This window comes from Brevibacterium sp. 2SA, assembly GCF_005502845.1.
In the GTDB taxonomy this organism is placed as follows: domain Bacteria; phylum Actinomycetota; class Actinomycetes; order Actinomycetales; family Brevibacteriaceae; genus Brevibacterium.
Map to the genome: position 1 here is coordinate 1 of NZ_SCMW01000014.1, position 17152 is coordinate 17152.

The 17152-nt window shown below is 66.7% G+C and carries 15 protein-coding genes; 3 read left to right on the forward strand and 12 right to left on the reverse strand.

The features are described from left to right. Window positions 1-152 precede the first annotated feature (152 nt). Both FFS20_RS07345 and FFS20_RS07350 read right to left on the reverse strand, forming a co-directional pair. Entirely contained in the window at window positions 153-1505 is a 1353-nt protein-coding gene (locus tag FFS20_RS07345; protein ID WP_137825216.1) for a TRAP transporter large permease subunit, read from the reverse strand. A 39-nt stretch (window positions 1506-1544) separates the two neighbouring features. Then, window positions 1545-2894, reverse strand: a complete 1350-nt coding sequence (locus tag FFS20_RS07350; RefSeq protein WP_137825217.1) for an NAD(P)-binding domain-containing protein — start codon at window positions 2892-2894, stop codon at window positions 1545-1547. Window positions 2895-3078: 184 nt separating this feature from the next. On the opposite strand from FFS20_RS07350, the gene FFS20_RS07355 reads away from it, so the two are divergent. Together FFS20_RS07355 and FFS20_RS07360 are read left to right on the forward strand one after the other, a co-directional pair. Beyond that, complete coding sequence (locus FFS20_RS07355; RefSeq protein WP_137825218.1) at window positions 3079-3828, forward strand: IclR family transcriptional regulator; 750 nt, start codon at window positions 3079-3081, stop codon at window positions 3826-3828. A gap of 149 nt (window positions 3829-3977) precedes the next feature. Further along, the gene (locus FFS20_RS07360; protein ID WP_137825219.1) at window positions 3978-4820 is read left to right on the forward strand and encodes a formate/nitrite transporter family protein; all 843 of its coding nucleotides are present in this window, start codon (window positions 3978-3980) and stop codon (window positions 4818-4820) included. On the opposite strand, the gene FFS20_RS07365 is transcribed toward FFS20_RS07360, so the two are convergent. The 10 genes from FFS20_RS07365 to argC all read right to left on the reverse strand — a co-directional run bounded on the left by FFS20_RS07365 (window position 4817) and on the right by argC (window position 15262). Next, window positions 4817-5224 (reverse strand): YccF domain-containing protein, encoded by a 408-nt coding sequence (locus FFS20_RS07365; protein ID WP_137825220.1) that lies wholly within the window; start codon window positions 5222-5224, stop codon window positions 4817-4819. The two genes, FFS20_RS07360 and FFS20_RS07365, sit on opposite strands and share 4 nt — an antisense overlap. A gap of 161 nt (window positions 5225-5385) precedes the next feature. Beyond that, on the reverse strand, window positions 5386-5934 hold the full coding sequence (locus tag FFS20_RS07370; protein ID WP_137825221.1) for a hypothetical protein: 549 nt from the start codon (window positions 5932-5934) through the stop codon (window positions 5386-5388). Window positions 5935-6174: 240 nt separating this feature from the next. After that, entirely contained in the window at window positions 6175-7461 is a 1287-nt protein-coding gene (gene tyrS / locus FFS20_RS07375) for a tyrosine--tRNA ligase (protein WP_137825222.1), read from the reverse strand. Window positions 7462-7604: 143 nt separating this feature from the next. After that, entirely contained in the window at window positions 7605-9026 is a 1422-nt protein-coding gene (gene argH / locus FFS20_RS07380; RefSeq protein ID WP_249356716.1) for an argininosuccinate lyase, read from the reverse strand. Window positions 9027-9153: 127 nt separating this feature from the next. Next, the gene (locus FFS20_RS07385) at window positions 9154-9672 is read right to left on the reverse strand and encodes an arginine repressor (RefSeq protein WP_137825224.1); all 519 of its coding nucleotides are present in this window, start codon (window positions 9670-9672) and stop codon (window positions 9154-9156) included. Then, window positions 9669-10604 carry an ornithine carbamoyltransferase gene (gene argF, locus FFS20_RS07390; RefSeq protein ID WP_137825225.1) on the reverse strand — a complete coding sequence of 312 codons (936 nt, stop codon included), beginning with the start codon at window positions 10602-10604 and terminating at the stop codon, window positions 9669-9671. Before argF ends, FFS20_RS07385 begins: the two co-directional genes overlap by 4 nt. Window positions 10605-10684: 80 nt before the next feature. Then, complete coding sequence (locus tag FFS20_RS07395; protein WP_137825226.1) at window positions 10685-11920, reverse strand: acetylornithine transaminase; 1236 nt, start codon at window positions 11918-11920, stop codon at window positions 10685-10687. Further along, window positions 11917-12984 (reverse strand): acetylglutamate kinase, encoded by a 1068-nt coding sequence (gene argB, locus FFS20_RS07400; protein WP_249356717.1) that lies wholly within the window; start codon window positions 12982-12984, stop codon window positions 11917-11919. The genes FFS20_RS07395 and argB overlap by 4 nt, the downstream gene beginning before the upstream one ends. Beyond that, window positions 12981-14156, reverse strand: a complete 1176-nt coding sequence (gene argJ, locus FFS20_RS07405) for a bifunctional glutamate N-acetyltransferase/amino-acid acetyltransferase ArgJ (RefSeq protein ID WP_137825227.1) — start codon at window positions 14154-14156, stop codon at window positions 12981-12983. The genes argB and argJ overlap by 4 nt, the downstream gene beginning before the upstream one ends. Beyond that, window positions 14153-15262, reverse strand: coding sequence for an N-acetyl-gamma-glutamyl-phosphate reductase (gene argC / locus FFS20_RS07410; RefSeq protein ID WP_137825228.1), 1110 nt, complete (start codon window positions 15260-15262; stop codon window positions 14153-14155). The genes argJ and argC overlap by 4 nt, the downstream gene beginning before the upstream one ends. A gap of 44 nt (window positions 15263-15306) precedes the next feature. Here argC and FFS20_RS07415 point away from each other — a divergent pair, with 44 nt between their 5' ends. After that, window positions 15307-16281 (forward strand): quinone oxidoreductase, encoded by a 975-nt coding sequence (locus FFS20_RS07415; RefSeq protein ID WP_137825229.1) that lies wholly within the window; start codon window positions 15307-15309, stop codon window positions 16279-16281. Window positions 16282-17152 lie beyond the last annotated feature (871 nt).

The following is a 17152-nucleotide window of genomic DNA, read 5'->3' on the forward strand; positions in this document are numbered from 1 at the left end:
CCAACTGGACCGCGTCGGCTTTGAACTCCGGCGTGAACGTCCTGCGATTCGTAGACATGATTCCCTGTCGTGCCTTCCTGGTAACGACTGTCTACGAGAAGTGTCACACCCCAAAGAGCGGAAGGAGAATCGGTTTCAGTGCTGATCGCATGTCAGCCTCCTAAGGGGACGGGGATGATGCCCAACGCAATGAGCACACCGAGGACGAAGATGGGCAGAACATAGTAGACGACAAGCGGAATGAAGGTCTTCTCCGGCTGTGCTTCCGTGAGGCCCGCCGCAACGAAGATCGATCCCGAGGCCGGGGGTGAGGCACCTTCGGTCGAGGCGAAGACCAGGATCGCCACGACGGCGAGGAGCGGATCGATTCCGGCTGCCACCATCGAGAAGAGCGCGACCTGTCCGACGGCACTGAGCGTTGCCGACGACGACAGGGGGCCGGCGACCACGACGACGAGGACGCCGATGAGGGTGACGAGCAGCCACAGCGGAAGGTTCAGCATCTCGAGCAGCGCGGTGACATCAGAGTCGAGTCCTAAGGCTGCGAGCACCTCGGAGGCCATGATGGCGAAGAAGAGAATCGCTCCGATCGTGTAGAACCGCGGCACCGAACCGGCAAGGAAGTCCCACCACTGCCGTGGAGTCTTCGGCAGCTCCTTCCACGCGATCACAGCGCTGATGGCGATGATCAGGATGGGAATCCACATGATGAGTGAGATGTTCTCCAGGGATTGTCCGATCGAGGGGACGGATGAGAGAAGGTCTGCCAGTGGTCCGACGGTGATGAGGATCGGGATGATCGCGCCCGCGAAGACGAGCACCGAGGTCCAACCTCGGCGCAGTGATGATGCCAGGGGAACGTGGTCCGCTCCGGTCTCTGCGCGGATTCCGTCGCGATGCACGAACCACGCGGTGAGACCGATGCGCAGGAGCACTTGGTACGAACCAGCGACGAGCAGTGCCAGGTAGACCTGGGAGGTCGTGACCAGGGTCCCCGCGAAGCCGATCATGATGATCATCGATGCGCTGGGCGGCAGGGCGGCACCGAGGCCGGCGTTTCCGGCGATGACAGTGGCGGCTCGTTCGCGCCTCCACCCGGTGCGCACCATCCAAGGGCCGGTGATCGAACCCGAGGCGGCGGCATTGCCGGTGTTCGAACCGCCGGCCAGGGCACCCATGGCAGCTGAGGCGACAGTGTCGACGTAGGCCGGGCCTCCGGGCAGTCGCCCGAGGAGCGATGACAGGATGGCGATGAGCTTGTTCATCACCCCGGTCCGCTCGACGAAGTAGGTCATGAAGACGAACGCGACGGCGGCGAAGAGCACTTCGTTCTCAGAGGCCTCGACGAAGGCGTCGGCTGCGTACTGAGGAGCGTTCGCCCCTGCGAAGAGCAGTGTGACGATGAAGCCGAGCAGCATCGCTTCGGCCATATTGCGCTTGACGACGACGTTCCAGATGACAATGACGGTGATGAAGACTGCGAGAGCGATAAGGGCGAGAGGCATCGTTGTCCTCCCCTTTCTGATCAGATGACGGGACGCTGACTACGACCGGCTGACGGCCGACGAGCGGATGTCCGACTGCCGGCGCTGTTCATCGGCGATGACAGCCCTGCCGGCCGCAAGCACCTGTTCGGCCGAGTCGGCCGGCACGACGAGGACTCCATCAGCATCGGCGACGATGTAGTCACCGTGTCGACAAACGGCACCGGCGACGGCGATCGTCGTGCGCAGGCGACCGGGCCCCGATTTGAACGGGCCGGCCGGTGAGACGCCCTTCGCCCACACGGGGAAGCCGAGCTGCGCGATCTCGTTGACGTCGCGGATCGCTCCGTCGATGATCATGCCTGCGATGCCGCGCAGCAGCGCGCGCTCGGCGATGAGCTCACCGATGAGCGCTCGATTCGTCTCTCCCCCACCGGCAATGACGAGGATGTCCCCGGGACGCGTGAGCGGAAGCGCGCGATGGATGGCCTGGTTGTCCCCGGGGCGGGTAAGGACGGTGAAGGCGGGTCCTGCGATGGGTGCACTGGTCCACATCGGCTTGATATCGGAGTCGAGGAATCCCAGACGGTCTCCACCGTCTCCGAGCGCCGAGGTGGGCACGGCCGCGAGTGCGTCCGCCAGGTGTCCCGTTCCCTCCCGCGTCAGCTCGAGGTGGACCGAACGGGCCGCCTCCGCCATCGGCCACGGCCGTTCGCGATCAGCGAGGAGGTCGAGGCTGTCGCCCAGCTCGGCAGCGCGCCGAAGGGCATGGGTCCGAGTTCCCTTGAGCAATCGGTCGAGCGTGTCCTCTCCCTGGGCCAGCTCGCCTGCGATCTGGGCACGCACCCATTCGACCTCCCCCGTCTCTTCACCGGCGCGCATCGCTTCGGTGATGAGAGCGCCGAGGCCCTTCATGAAGACACTGCGGAGGAGCTTCCGCTGGGAGGCGTCTCCGATCCGTCCCTGAATCGGCTCTGCGTGGGCGCCGATCGTCCGCAGGAGATCGGCGGCCTCGTCGGAGTGCGGCCCGGAGAGGAGAACGTGAACCTGGGCACCGTAGCGCGGGACTGAGCCGATGACCGCACCATCGGCGAATCGAGCCCGGCTGCCGACTGCCTCGGCGACGTCCCGTTTCCTCAGCGGCGATGCCGCATTGAGATCGAGGTAGACCGCGCCGTCCCGAATCGCCTCGGCGGCTTCTTCGGCGACGGCCACCGATGGCTTCGCTGTCGTGAGACTGAGGATGAGATCGGACTCCGCGACCGCCTCGGCGACACTGCCAGCCGTCGTCACGCCCGCGGGGACGTCCACCGTGCGCGGATCGAACCCGACGACGTCATTCCCCTCCTGGGCGAAGGCCTTCGCGTACAGGGATCCGGCTTCGCCGAGACCGAGAACTGCAACACGCATCTTTGCGCTCCTATCATTTGGTGATAGTATCTATCATTGTGTAGTAGGTGATGATCATTCTGCTCGGCCTCACGCGCCACGTCAAGACCCTTGGGCCGATGCGAGTGTTCTGATTCCCTCTGCGAAGATGGATCCGGCAGGGCCGGTCATCCGAAGAACGTCATCGACAAGGGGAGGACGCACCATGGCAGCGACGAACAATCAGGGGCGCACGCTTGATCGTGCGCTCGATGTTCTCGAGTGCGTGACGAGCACGCATGAGCCGATCACCCTCACGGAGATCTCGCGTGCAACCGGCCTACATCTCGCGACTGCGCAGCGTGTGATCGGGCAGCTCGTCAAGCGCGACTATCTCCGGAACACGCCTCGCGGCTACACCCTCGGCCCGCAGGTGCTGCCGATGTCGCACTCCTTCGTGCTGCAGGACCGGCTTGCTCTCGTCAGTCCGAGCGTGCTGTCGGCGCTGACCGACCACACCTCGCTGACGTCGTCAGTGTTCGTCCGCGTCGCCGATCGGCGCGTGCTCGTATCTCGCGTTGAGGCGCCCAACCCGTTGAGTTATCAGTTTCCCGTCGGACAGGTGCTCGGCCTTTTCGTCGGCGGCGGGAAGGTGATGCTCGCCCATGCCGATGAGGACGACCGCGAACGGCTCCTCGGCAGCTACGAACCTTTGACCTTGGCGAACGGTCGCGTGCAGGATCTCGGTGCGCTGCGTGCCGATCTCGAACAGGTACGCGAGGCAGGGTACTTCCTCGCGGAGTCCGAGCGCAGTCGCGACAGCCTCAGCTCCACCGCCCCCATCTGGTCTCCCGACGACCGACTGCTGGGGACGATCAACGTCGTCGCCAACTCCGGCGACGTCGGACGGGCCGAACTCGAAGAGCACACGTCCACTCTTCTCCAAGCGAGCCGACGGATCACCGCGCAGATGTGACCGAGCCGGCCGCATCGGCATACAAACCGGCGGCCTTGCGCACACAAGGATCACCTGCCCTCGCAACCCGACTCAGCGTCGACGAGTCATCAATTCAACTTGCCGTCAAAATACCACTGTGCAGCGATCCCAACTCATAGACTTGAGCCATGACCCAGAAGGAACAGCGCGAGCGCCTCGGCGATAACGACCTCGATCTCGAAGACGGTCTGGTCGAAGAAGCGGCTGCCACCGTCACCGAAGGGGCCGCGCGACTCAATCGGAAACTGCCCGAGCTGATCGTCACCGGCCTCTTCGGTGGTATCGACGTGGGCTTGGGGATCATGGCGATGATCCTCGTCAAGCAGGCCACAGGGTCGGACATCCTCGCCGGCATGGCCTTCGGCATCGGCCTGCTCGCACTCAAGCTGGCGCATTCCGAACTGTTCACCGAGGAGTTCCTGCTGCCGCTCAACGCTGTCCTCGCCGGGCAGGCGACCTGGCTTCAGATGGTGCGACTGTGGGTGGTCAGCCTGGCGACCAACCTCGTGGGCGGCGTGGCTTTCGCCTGGCTGATCGTCACCGGCCTGCCCGACTACCACTCTGTGCTCGTCGACACGGCGCTCGGCTACATCAATCAGTCCTCGCTCGTCGTCATGATCGCACTCTCACTGCTCGCGGGAGCGACGATCACTCTGGCCACGCGCATGCAGCAGGGAGCGACGAACCAGGTGGTCACGGCGATCGTCTGCATGGTCACCGGTCTCCTCGTCATCGGTCTGGGCATGCTTCACGGAGCGATCAATGTCATCATCATCGTCGCGGCCATGCTCGCCGGCGCGGACATCTCGCTCCTGCAGTTGGTGCAGTGGTTCGTCATCGTCATCGTCTTCAACATGCTCGGCGGGCTGCTCGTCATCGCACTGCCGAGGGTCGTGCGGACGCATCGGGTGCTCAGGGCAGTCCGGCGGGGCGAGATCAGCCTCGAAGAGCTCCAGGAGCAGGCCGCTTAGGAATGTGCTCCCCGGTAGACGGGAACGAGCGAGTTGCTATCGACGATCTGCTTGCCCAAGGGCATGAGCGAGACGGGGATGAGCTTGAGGTTCGCCCACCCCAAGGGGATGCCGATGATCGAGAGGAACAGCGGGATCGAGGTGACGACGTGCCCGATGGCCAGCCAGATGCCGGCGACGACGAGCCAGATGATGTTGCCGATGGTCGCGGCGATGCCGGCCGTACCGGTGTCGACGACCTCACGACCGAACGGCCACAGCGCGTAGTTGCCGATCCGGAATGACGCGATGCCCCACGGGATCGTGACGATGAGGATGCAGCAGATGATGCCGGCGATGTAGTAGCCGATGGCCAGCCACAGTCCGCTGAAGATCAGCCAGATGATGTTGAGCAGGGTCTTCATGGTGCACGTCTCCTCGGTCGCGAGTCTCCATCGTCGTTCACCGGTGCACGGCCGCGCAATACGGTTAGCCCCAATGCTCCCCGCCGGGCACGAAACCCTTCAGAACGCCAGGCCGGCGAACCAGCACCTCGTCGCCGGAGCGCACGTCGCGCCGCGTCAGTTCACAGGCGTTCGTCGCCCAGGCCGGCGAGGTCCCGGAACGACGGGAGGATGACGATCAGTGCGCCGAGCATCCCGGCGAAGAGCACCACGCCACCCCACCCTCCTTCATCACCGTCGGCGTTGAGCGCCAGCCCGGTGAGCAGCAGCGGCACCACCGCACCGACGACCCCGAGAATGACGACGATCCGCGAGAAGGTCAGCAGCCGCGCGCTCGACTGTCCCGTCACCGCTGTGGGGAGGACGACGAGCAGGATGAGAGCGATGACGATCCCCAGACCGATGAACCCCACGAGGAGGACGACCTCGACACCGGATGGGTTCTCGACGGGACCCTCAGAGGTGAACGGGAGCGACATCGCGTAGCCGACGGTGGTGGCCACGGACCACGAGAGGTCGGGGCCGTTGGTCTGGTCGTCGCGGTACATCGGCACAAACGTTCCGACGATGAGCAGCACAGCGGTGATCAGGCAGTGGCCGGTGACGATGATGCGCTCGATGCGCTCGACGCGCAGGCGAAGTTCGAACACCTCGGCGGATGACGACGACATCACCGGTCGACCGCGCGCATCGATCGGGCCACCGGTCCCAGAACCCTCGGTCACAGTCACATCACCCCTGACGGCAGTGTCATCGTGGGCTCAGCATAACCCCACCCTCGCCGAGGCGACCGCCACCTGACCGCTCCGACGCCGAGGTGGCATCGCGCCTCCCTTCCCGGGGTACGACAGCGCCGCACCGCGAACGGATTCGCGGTGCGGCGCTGTCGCTCGGTCAGGGCTGCCGGTCGATCAGCCGACGATGTCGACGGCTCCCAGGGTCTTCTTGCCGCGGCGGAGCAGGACGACTCCCCCACCGGCGGTGTCGAGGACGTCGTCGGAGGTCAGCGTCTGATCCTCACCGGTCACCTTGACGTTGTTGACGTAGGCGCCGCCGTCCTTGATCGCGCGGCGGGCCTCGCCCTTCGACTTGACGATGCCGGCGGTGACGAAGGCATCGGCGACGGGCAGCCCGGCGCCCAGGGCCGCCTCGGGAACCTCGCCGCGCGGCAGCTCGGCCGTCGCCGCACCCAAGGTCGCCGGGTCGAGAGCGGTGAGCTCTCCCCCACCGAAGAGTGCGGCGGCTGCGGCGATCGCCTGGTCGTACTGTTCACGCCCGTGGACGAGGGTGGTGACATCCTCGGCGAGGACCTTCTGCGCCAGACGGGTGTGCGGGGCTGCTTCGAACTCGGCACCGATGGCTTCGAGCTCCTCGAGGGGACGGAACGAGAACACCTTGAGGTACTTCATGACGTCGCGGTCGTCGGCGTTGAGCCAGAACTGGCTGAACGCGTACGGGCTGGTCAGCGACGCATCGAGCCACACCGTGCCCGATTCGGTCTTCCCGAACTTCGTGCCGTCGGCCTTCGTGATGAGCGGGGTCGCCATCGCGTGGACGTTGGCGGCCTCGACTCGTCGGATGAGGTCGACGCCCGAGGTGAGGTTGCCCCACTGGTCCGACCCGCCGGTCTGCAGGGTGCAGCCGTAGCGGCGGTAGAGCTCGAGGTAGTCGTTGCCCTGGAGGACCTGGTAGGAGAACTCGGTGAACGACAGACCGCTCTCGTTCTTCAGGCGCGCGGACACGGACTCCTTGGCGAGCATCCGGTTGACCGGGAAGTGCTTGCCGATGTCGCGGAGGAAGTCGATCGCTGAGATCTCCGAGGTCCAGTCGTAGTTGTTGACGACTTGGGCGGCGTTCGGTCCGGTGAAGTCGAGGAAGCGCTCGACCTGGGCGCGGATCTTGCCGACCCATTCCTCGACGATCTCGCGCGGGTTGAGGGTGCGCTCCCCCGACATCCGCGGATCGCCGATGAGGCCGGTGGCCCCGCCGACGAGAGCGAGCGGATTGTGGCCGGCCTGCTGGAGCCTGGAGGCGGTGATGAGCTGGACGAGGTTGCCCATGTGCAGGCTCGGCGCGGTCGGATCGAACCCGACGTAATAGGTCAGCGACTCCTGGTCCAGAGCTGTCTGGAGCACGGTCTCGTCGGTCGATACCGCCACGAGCCCGCGGGCTTTGAGGTCACTGAATACGTCGGTCACTTCGGTCCTTTCGCAACTGTTTGGACTTGCCGGCATCGAACCGGCAGGGTTAATTCTACGGCGTGCGCGACCTCGTTCAGTTCCTGTCCGGATCGCGATGACCTCGCCGAGGCGGTCCGCCGTGCCGTACGAGCCCCGCCCCTTCACACGCTCCGGGGCGAGTCCGCGAAGGTCCGCAGTCGGGCCACCTCGGCGCGGGCGTTCTCGAGCTGCGCGGCCACGGCCGAGCGTGCGGTCCCGCCCTTCGCATCCCGTGAGTCGATCGACCCGAGTGTCGTGAGGACCTCGCGGACCTCGGCGGTGAGGTGTTCGGAGATGCCGGCGTAGTCCTCATCGGTGAGATCCCAGAGCTCGAGGTCCCGGGATTCGGCGAGCTGCACGCACGCACCGGAGAGCTCATGGGCGACGCGGAACGGCACGCCGCGGCGGACGAGCCATTCGGCGATGTCGGTGGCGAGCGCGAACCCGCGTGGAGCGAGGTGGGCCATCCGTTCGGTGTCGAACGTCAGCGTCGCGACCATCCCGGTGAACGCCGGCAGCAGGAGCTCGAGCGTGTCCGTGGCATCGAATACCGGCTCCTTGTCCTCCTGCAGATCCCGGTTGTACGCGAGCGGCAGCGCCTTGAGCGTGGCGAGCAGTCCCGTGAGGTCGCCGATGAGGCGCCCGGCCTTGCCGCGGGTGAGCTCGGCGACGTCGGGGTTCTTCTTCTGCGGCATGATCGACGACCCCGTCGAATACGCGTCGTGGAGGGTGACGAACGAGAACTCCTTCGTCGCCCACGCGATGACCTCCTCACTCAGCCGCGAGAGGTCGATGCCGATCATCGCGGTGATGAAGAGGTATTCGGCGAACACGTCACGCGAGGCGGTGCCGTCGATCGAGTTCTCCACCGAATCGGCGAACCCGAGGTCCGCGGCCACCGCCTGCGGGTCGAGCCCCAGCGACGACCCGGCCAAGGCACCCGACCCGTACGCGGAGACACCGGCCCGATCATCGAAGTCGACGAGTCGCTCGACATCGCGCAGCAGCGGCCACGCATGCGCGAGCAAGTGGTGGGCCAGGAGCACCGGCTGCGCATGCTGGAGATGCGTGCGCCCGGGCATCGGCGCCTCGGGGTGCTCCTCCGCCTGGGCGATGAGGACGTCGACGGTGTCGAGAACGAGGCCGGCGATCTCACGAGCGTGATCGCGCAGGTACATCCGCCCCATCGTCGCGATCTGGTCATTGCGCGACCGTCCGGCCCGCAGCTTCCCGCCGAGCTCGGGTCCAGCGATCTCGATGAGCCCCCGCTCGAGCGAGGAGTGGACGTCCTCATCGGACTCCGCGGCGACGTACTCGCCCGACTCGACGCGGCGACCGAGTTCGTCCAGCGCTGCCAGCATCCCGGACAGTTCGTCCTCGGTGAGCAGTCCCGCACGGTGGAGGACGGCCGCATGCGCCTTCGACCCGGCGATGTCGTACTTCGCCAGGCGCCAGTCGAAGTCCGTCGACTTGCTCAGCGCCGCCAGCGCATCGGCCGGTCCATCGGAGAACCGTCCGCCCCACAGGCTCAGTCGTTCACTCACTCGCAGTCCTTTCATGCCGTCGTCGCGGCAGCTCGTCCTGTGCCGTCCAACGGCGTTTCGTCCCGCACGTCCGCAGGACACATCTTCGTTGTCATTGTCTCACCGCCGCCGAGGCGGTCAGTCGGTTCTACTCCCCCGCGCTGCCGGCGGCGAGTTCGAGGAACGTCTCGGCCAGTGCCTGCCCGCCGACGGCGGCATCGGCGATGACGAGGACAGTGTCGTCCCCGGCGATCGTGCCGAAGATCCCCGTCATCGACGACCGGTCGATCGCCGAGGCGAGATACTGCGCGGCCCCGGGCGGGGTCCGCAGCACGACCGCATTGTCCTGCGCCGCAGCAGACACGAGCAGCTCCTCGAGCAGCCTCGGCAGCTTCGCGTCGAGGCTGTCGCCCGTTGACTGCTGGAGGCTGCGGTCACCGCCCTCACCGGGAACGGCGTACACGGATCCCGAGGTCGATCGGATCTTCACGGCCCCCACCTCGGCGAGGTCGCGCGACAGCGTCGCCTGGGTCACGGAGATGCCCTGCGTCGCGAGCTCATCGGCGAGCTCGATCTGCGAGTGCACGGACCGGCGGGTGATGAGATCGATGATCTTCTGCTGCCGGGCGGTCTTCGTCAGCGGCGCCGCGGTCGGGTTCTCGCTCATCGGGACTCCGAACCGGATTCCAGGAGGAACGTCAGCAGGGCCTTCTGCGCGTGAAGGCGGTTCTCCGCTTCGTCGAAGACTGCCGAGGCGGGGCCGTCGATGACCTCGGCCGTGACCTCCTTGCCCCGGTAGGCGGGCAGGCAGTGGAGGAACAGCGCGTCGTTGCCGGCGTTCATGAGCTCCTGCGTGACCTGGTACTTGACGAACGGGGAGTCCTCGTCGTCGCGGCCGGTAGCATCCTGGCCCATCGACACCCACGTGTCGGTGATGAGGACATCGGTGCCATGGGCGGCGGCGACGGGGTCGTCGGTGACGGTGATCGATCCGCCGGTCTGTGCGGCCAGGGCGGTCGCCTCGGCGATGATCGCCTCATCGGGCTGGTGGCCGGTGGGGGCGGCGATGCGCACGTGCATGCCGGCGCTGACCCCGCCGAGGGCGTACGAGTTCGCCATGTTGTTCGCGCCGTCGCCGAAGTAGGCCATGGTCAGACCGGCGAGCTGACCCCGCCGTTCGCGGATGGTGAGGAGGTCGGCGAGGATCTGGCACGGGTGGAAGTCGTCGGAGAGGGCGTTGATGACCGGCACGCTCGAGTGTTCGGCCATCTCTTCGAGCCCGGCCTGGGCGTACGTGCGCCAGATGATCGCCGAGACCATCCGCGCCATGACCTGCGCGGTGTCGGCGATCGACTCCTTGTGTCCGAGCTGCGCCTCACCGGGGTTGATGATGAGCGGCTGCCCACCGAGCGCTGCGATGCCGGCGGCGAACGACACTCGGGTCCGCGTCGAGGTCTTGTCGAAGATCACCGCGGCCGTCTGGGGGCCTTCCAGCGGGGTGCGCGAGTAAGGTGCGGCCTTGAGCTCGGCGGCGAGGTCGAGGACCTGCGTGAGCTCTGCCGGGCTGAGGTCGGTGTCCTTGAGGAAATGGCGGGTCATCGTGGTCCTAGTCAGAGTCGGTGGGAGTCAGAGTCGGTGGGACGGGCAGGTGGCAAGAGCGCCGAGGTGGTGTCGCCTGCTCAGTCCTCGGGTCGGAGGAGGCCGGGCAGGGCGGCGAGGAACGGGGCGATCTCCTCGTGCGTGATCGTCAGCGGCGGGGCCAGGCGCAGACGCTCGGGCGTGACGGGGTTGACGATGAACCCGGCCTCGAGCGCGCGGGCGGCGACGGCCTTCGCGTCGGGGTGCTCGCCGGCGAGTTCGACGCCGAGGAGGAGCCCGGCACCGGACACCGCGCTGACCCCGGGAATCTCCTCGAGTTCCGTGGCCAGCTCATCGCCGAGGCGGCGGGCATGGTCGAGCAGTCCCTCGGTCTCGATCGTGGTGAGAACGGCGAGCGCGGCGGCGCACGCGATAGGGTTGCCGCCGAACGTCGTCCCGTGCTGGCCAGCACTGAGCAGCGAGGTGTTGGCCTCGCCGACGGTGATCGTCGCGCCGATCGGCATGCCGCCTCCCAAGCCCTTCGCCGAGGTGATGATGTCGGGGACGACGCCCTCGCCGATCTCCGGATCCTGGTGGGCGAACCACGACCCGGTCCGGCCGACGCCCGTCTGGACTTCGTCGAGGACGAGGAGCGCCCCGGCTGCCGTCGTCAGGTCCCGGGCCGCGCGCAGGTATCCGGCGGGGTGTCGGCGCACCCCGACCTCACCCTGGATCGGTTCGATGAACACGGCGGCGGTCGTGTCGTTGACTGCGGCGGCGAGCGCGTCGACATCACCGTAGGGCACGTGGACGACACCGGGGACGCCGGGGGCGAAGGGTTCACGGTAGGCGGCCTTCGCGGTGAGGGCGAGCGCACCCATCGTCCGACCGTGGAAGGCACCGTCGACGGCGATGATGATCGGCCGCCCTCCGCCGCCGGCCCGGCGGGCCATCTTCAGGGCCGCTTCGTTCGCCTCGGCGCCGGAGTTCGAGAGGAACACCGCGGACCCTTCGGGCAGGTCGAGGATCTCGTGGATCTTCTCAGCGAGCGCGATCTGCGGGGGTGAGGTGAAGAAGTTCGAGATGTGGCCGAGCGTCGCCGCCTGCTTGCTCACGGCCTTGACCCACGCGGGGTGGCAGTGGCCGAGGGCGTTGACGGCGATGCCGGCGAGCAGGTCGAGGTACTGCTTGCCGGCGGCGTCCCAGACGTAGGAGCCCTGCCCGCGGACGAGGTCGAGTTGCGGGGTTCCGAAGACGGGTGAGAGGACGCGGGAGAAGTCCTCGCGCCACGTGGCGGCGGAGTCGCTGGTGCCGGCTGCGGTTGTCGGTTCGGTCATGCGTCCGCTCCTTCGTCATCAGCCACCTCGGCGGCATTAGCGGCCCCACCGTCACCGTCGCCGTCGCCGTCACCGGCACCATCACCGTCAGCGTCGCCGGCGAATCCGCGGTGCCCGTCGCCGAGCGGGGCGGGTTCGACGACGCCGTTTTCGACCATCGTCCCGATGCCTTCGGAGGTGAAGACCTCGAGGAGGAGAGAGTGCGCCATCCGCCCGTCGATGATGTGGGCCTGCTTGACGCCGTGCTCGATCGCCTCGAGGGCGGCGGTCATCTTCGGGATCATCCCCGCGTCGAGGCTCGGCAGCAGCTCCCGGAGCCGGTCGGGGCCGATCCGGGAGATCAGACTCGACGTGTCGGGCCAGTTCGCGTAGAGGCCGGGCACGTCGGTGAGCATGATGAGCTTCTCCGCCCCGAGGGCCTTGGCCACCGAGGAGGCGGCGAGGTCGGCGTTGATGTTGAGCGGCTTGCCGGCCTCTCCCCCGATCTCGGAGGCGATCGAGCAGATGACGGGCACCCGTCCGGCGTCGAGGAGTTCCCCGAGCACGATCGTGTTGACCTGGGCGATCTCGCCCACCCGGCCGAGGTCGATGGTCTGTCCGTCCACCTCGGCGACGGTCTTGTGCGCAAGCAGGAGGTCGGCGTCCTCACCGGAGAGGCCGATCGCGGCGTTGCCGTTCATGTTGATGCGGGAGACGATCTCCCGGTTGACCTGGCCGGCGAGCACCATGCGGATGACCTCGGCGGCCTCCTCGCTCGTCACCCGCTGCCCGGCCTTGAACTCGCTCTCGATGCCGAGGCGGGCGAGCATCGAGGTGATCTGCGGGCCGCCGCCGTGGACGACGACGGGGCGGATCCCGGCGAAGCGGAGGAAGGCGATGTCGTCGGCGAAGGACTGCTGGAGCTCCGGGGAGACCATCGCATTGCCGCCGTACTTGATGACGATCGTCGCCCCGGCGAAGGTCTTGATCCACGGCAGCGCCTCGGTGAGCGCCTCGGCCTTGACCTGGGCGGCGGCGAGCCGGGCGGCGGTGGATTTCGTGGAGAAGTCGGGGTGGGTGCTCATGTGGAGTAGGCGCTGTTCTCTTCGACGTAGTCATGGGTGAGGTCGGAGGTCCAGATGGTGGCCTCGCTGTCACCGGCGTGGAGGTCGATGACGACGTCGACCTCACGGCCGAAGGTCACCTCGGAGGGGTCGGCGTAGGGTCCGGAGGCGCGGCAGACTTCCGTGCCGTTGATCGCCACGTCGATGGCGGTGGGGTCGAAGTCCGCCGAGGTGGTCCCCACCTGAGCGACGACGCGACCCCAGTTGGGGTCCTCCCCGAAGATCGCGGCCTTGAAGAGGTTCGATCGGCCCACCGCCCGGGAGACGGTGACGGCGTCGTCGGTGGAGGCGGCACCCCGGGTGGTGATCGCGATGTCGTGGTGGGCGCCTTCGGCGTCGACGTGGAGCTGGCGCATGAGGTCGAGGCAGAGCTCGCCGAGGAGGCCCCCGAACTCGGCCGTGTCGACGGTCGTGTCCGCGGCACCGGAGCTCATGAGGATGACGGTGTCGTTCGTCGACATGCACCCGTCGGTGTCGAGGCGGTCGAAGCTGACGTGCGTGGCGGTGCGCAGGGCCGCATCGAGGGCGGGCTGGTCGAGCGGGGCGTCGGTGGTGAGGACGACGAGCATCGTCGCCAGGCCCGGGGCGAGCATGCCCGCACCCTTGGCCATCCCGCCGATCGTGTAGCCCGAGCCTTCCCGGGTCGCGGTCTTCGCGACGGTGTCGGTCGTCATGATCGCCTCGGCGGCGTCCTGTCCTCCGGTCACGGAGTCCTCGGCGGCGGCGACGAGCTGCGGGAGGTGGTCGAGGATGCCGGCGCGGAACTCCTCTCCCCCGACGCCGATGAGCCCGGTCGAGCAGACGAGGATCTCATCGGCCTGCGTCGGGGTGCCGGCGTCGGTGAGGAGGGTCGCGGTCTCCTCGGCGGTGAGCTGGGTGGTCGCGAAGCCGTAGTCGCCGGTGTAGCAGTTCGCGCCTCCGGAGTTGAGGACGACGGCACGGGCGTGACCGGTGGCGGAGACCTGCCGGGACCAGATGACGGGGTTGGCCTGGCAGCGGTTCGACGTGTAGACGGCGGCGACGGTGGTCGCGGGGCCGTTGTTGACGACGAGCGCGAGGTCCTTCGTTCCGCTGGGTTTGAGTCCGGCGGTGAGGCCTGCGGCGGTGAAGCCGAGCGGTGCGGTCACACTCATGGGGCGCCTCCTTCGAGGGGCAGGTGGGTGGTCTCCTCGAGGCCAAGGGCGAGGTGGATCGATTGGAGGGCTTGGCCGGCGGTGCCGCGGACGAGATTGTCGAGCGCCACGACGACGAGGATCTTCTCGGCCCGAGTGTCATAGGTGAACTGGACCTGGGCGACGTTCGATCCGGTGGTCGCCGAGGTGCGCGGCCATTGGCCCTCGGGCAGGACGCGGACGAAGGGTTCGTCAGCGTAGGCCTCGGCGAAGGAGGTCGTCAGCTGGGCGGTCAGCGCCTCTGCGTCGATGGTGCCGTCGGCGGTCCGCGGGGCGTCGGCTGTCGGGTCGGCGGTGAGCGTTGCGAGGATTCCGCGGGACATCGGCACGAGGGTCGGGGTGAAGGAGATCCGCACCGGGCCGTCGGCGGGATCAGCTCCGAGGACGCCGTTGAGGTTCTGTTCGATCTCGGGGACGTGCCGGTGGGTGCCCCCGGTGCCGTAGGGGCTGGCGTCGCCGAGGATCTCGGCGGCGGTGAGGTGCGGCTTGAGGGCTTTGCCGGCGCCGGAGACCCCGTTGGCAAGGACCGCGTTCAGGCCCTGAGGTGCGATGAGTCCGGTGGCGAGCAGCGGCGCGAGGCCGAGGGTGACGGCGGTGACGTTGCAGCCGGGGACGGCGATGCGGTTGGTCTCGGTGAGCTGGGTGCGCTGCTTCGCTCCGTCGGTGAGCAGGAGTTCGGGCAGGCCGTAGGTCCAGGTGCCCTGGTGGGCGGAGTGGTAGAAGGTCTCCCACGCTTCGGGACTGATCAGACGGTGGTCGGCGGCAAGGTCTACGATCAGGGTATCGGGGCTGGTCTCGGCCAGTTCCGCGGCGATCGCCCCGGACTTGCCGTGAGGCAGAGCGAGGACGACGACATCGTGGCCGGCGAGCACCTCGGCGGTCGAGTCTTCGATGACGAAGTCCGCGTACCGGGGAAGGTGGGGCTGGTGTCGGCCGAGCAGCTCCCCGACCGAGGAGTGACCGCACACGGTGGTCACGGTGAGGTGGGGGTGGGTGCTGAGCAGACGGAGGACTTCCCCGCCGGCGTAGCCGGTGGCGCCGGAGACGGCGACCGTGAGAGCGTTCATATGAATAACCATACAGCATCAGTAAATAATATGCAGGAGGCGTGATGACCCAGGCAGTACGTGCGATGCAGGCCGGTGGACCCGAGGTGCTCGAGGTCGGTGAGATCGAGACGCCGAGGCCGGGGCCGGGTGAGGTGCTCGTCGACGTCGAGGCGGCGGGGGTGAACTTCATCGACACGTATCGCCGGTCGGGGGTCTATCCGATGGACTACCCGCATGTCGTCGGGGTCGAGGGCACGGGTCGCATCGCCGAGGTGGGCGATGGGGTCGAGACGTACAAGGTCGGCGATCGGGTGGCGTGGCATGAGGGGCCGGGGTCGTATGCGTCGCAGGTGGTCGTGAAGGCGGACAATCTGCTGACCGTTCCGGAGAGCGTGAGCGCCGAGGTGGCTGCGGCGATGCCGCTGCAGGGTCTGACGGCGCAGTATCTGGCGACGACGTCGCATGCGATCAAGCCGGGTGATACGGCGCTCGTCCACGCCGGGGCCGGCGGCGTCGGGCTCATCCTCACGCAGATCATCAAGCACCTGGGCGGCAATGTCATCTCGACGGTGAGCACCGAGGAGAAGGCGGAGCTCTCCCGCAAGGCCGGTGCCGACGAGGTGTTCCTCTACGGCCCGAATGTCGATGTCGCGGCGAAGGTGCGTTCACTCACCGAGGGTGAGGGCGTCGAGGTGGCCTACGACGGAGTCGGCAAGGACACGTTCGACGGGTCGTTGGCGTCGCTCAAACCCTTGGGCTCGATGGTGCTCTTCGGCGGGGCGTCCGGTCAGGTGCCGCCGTTCGACATCCAGCGCCTCAACTCCTCGGGCGGCATCTTCCTCTCCCGCCCGTCGCTGGCGTGGATGGTTGCGACGCCGGAGGCGCTGGCGAAGCGGTGGGCCATGGTCTCCAGCGGAGTCGAGAAGGGCTGGCTTGACTTCCGCATCGGCGAGACGTTCCCGCTGGCCGAAGCCGCTGAGGCGCACCGAGCGCTGGAAGGGCGGAAGACGACGGGGAAGGTTGTGTTGAAGGCGTGACCAGGCAACAGACCGCAATTGCAACCTGTTGTGAAATCTTCGGGTCGGTGGCCACATACCGCAAAACAACTGCATATGAGACCTTCGTTAGCCGCTAACCTGCCGAGCCCCCGCTCGAGCTACATATCTACCCAGCCGTTCAATTTGCGCAATCGGAGGATACATTGAGTCAGCGTTAATGGTCGACCCGTCAGATACTCGTACGGGCGAGGCTAACCGTTTGCGTAATTCAGGTTTCCAAGCAGCATGAATACGCACTGACCATCCGCTCGCCTTCCAGGATTGAGAGAGCTTCTTTCCTTCAGTGTGTCGCGAAAAGTTAACGGCGACTGAGCTAATGTCGGGCCTCTCCGTGTTAGAAACAGAAGGCATATTAAGCCCAGCATGAGCGCGATGAACCCCACCGACCAAGAACTTTCCAGCTTGAGCTCGCATCCGAGGATCAAGTGGCTCTTCGTCGATGAGCGCGACGTCAGCTGACCAACTACCGTGAGACTGCTTCTTACCTCTGACGGAATCCGCCCACGGTAATCTTATGGTTTCATGATTTTCTCCAGAACCATCCGGGCGAGATAGTTTAATTTTATCGCGACTGCCCGGCAGATTACTTCCCACTTGATGTGGTGCAACCACAAAAAGGCGCCCATCAACACCATCCTCAGTCTCTACAGCGAAAAACAGAGCCTCTAACGGCCGCGTAGAAATGTCGATAAGCCGGGTTGGCACCGAATGGTGTTGGCAAACCATTAAAAGCTCCCCGTCAGTCATCCGCCTACCCATACCTTCTTGTCGAAGTGCACCGATCACTGCACTCTCAGCTCTTGAAAGGTGTGCCTCGTCAACTCGCCCTTGTCCTACCTCCGTTTTGCAC

What these genes read in the sequence shown, in the direction of transcription:
- FFS20_RS07345 (WP_137825216.1), bottom strand. Translation starts at nt 1,505, where the DNA reads ATGCCTCTCGCCCTTATCGCTCTCGCAGTCTTCATCACCGTCATTGTC.
- FFS20_RS07350 (WP_137825217.1), bottom strand. Translation starts at nt 2,894, where the DNA reads ATGCGTGTTGCAGTTCTCGGTCTCGGCGAAGCCGGATCCCTGTACGCG.
- FFS20_RS07355 (WP_137825218.1), top strand. Translation starts at nt 3,079, where the DNA reads ATGGCAGCGACGAACAATCAGGGGCGCACGCTTGATCGTGCGCTCGAT.
- FFS20_RS07360 (WP_137825219.1), top strand. Translation starts at nt 3,978, where the DNA reads ATGACCCAGAAGGAACAGCGCGAGCGCCTCGGCGATAACGACCTCGAT.
- FFS20_RS07365 (WP_137825220.1), bottom strand. Translation starts at nt 5,224, where the DNA reads ATGAAGACCCTGCTCAACATCATCTGGCTGATCTTCAGCGGACTGTGG.
- FFS20_RS07370 (WP_137825221.1), bottom strand. Translation starts at nt 5,934, where the DNA reads ATGTCGTCGTCATCCGCCGAGGTGTTCGAACTTCGCCTGCGCGTCGAG.
- FFS20_RS07385 (WP_137825224.1), bottom strand. Translation starts at nt 9,672, where the DNA reads ATGAGCGAGAACCCGACCGCGGCGCCGCTGACGAAGACCGCCCGGCAG.
- argF (WP_137825225.1), bottom strand. Translation starts at nt 10,604, where the DNA reads ATGACCCGCCATTTCCTCAAGGACACCGACCTCAGCCCGGCAGAGCTC.
- FFS20_RS07395 (WP_137825226.1), bottom strand. Translation starts at nt 11,920, where the DNA reads ATGACCGAACCGACAACCGCAGCCGGCACCAGCGACTCCGCCGCCACG.
- argB (WP_249356717.1), bottom strand. Translation starts at nt 12,984, where the DNA reads ATGAGCACCCACCCCGACTTCTCCACGAAATCCACCGCCGCCCGGCTC.
- argJ (WP_137825227.1), bottom strand. Translation starts at nt 14,156, where the DNA reads ATGAGTGTGACCGCACCGCTCGGCTTCACCGCCGCAGGCCTCACCGCC.
- argC (WP_137825228.1), bottom strand. Translation starts at nt 15,262, where the DNA reads ATGAACGCTCTCACGGTCGCCGTCTCCGGCGCCACCGGCTACGCCGGC.
- FFS20_RS07415 (WP_137825229.1), top strand. Translation starts at nt 15,307, where the DNA reads ATGACCCAGGCAGTACGTGCGATGCAGGCCGGTGGACCCGAGGTGCTC.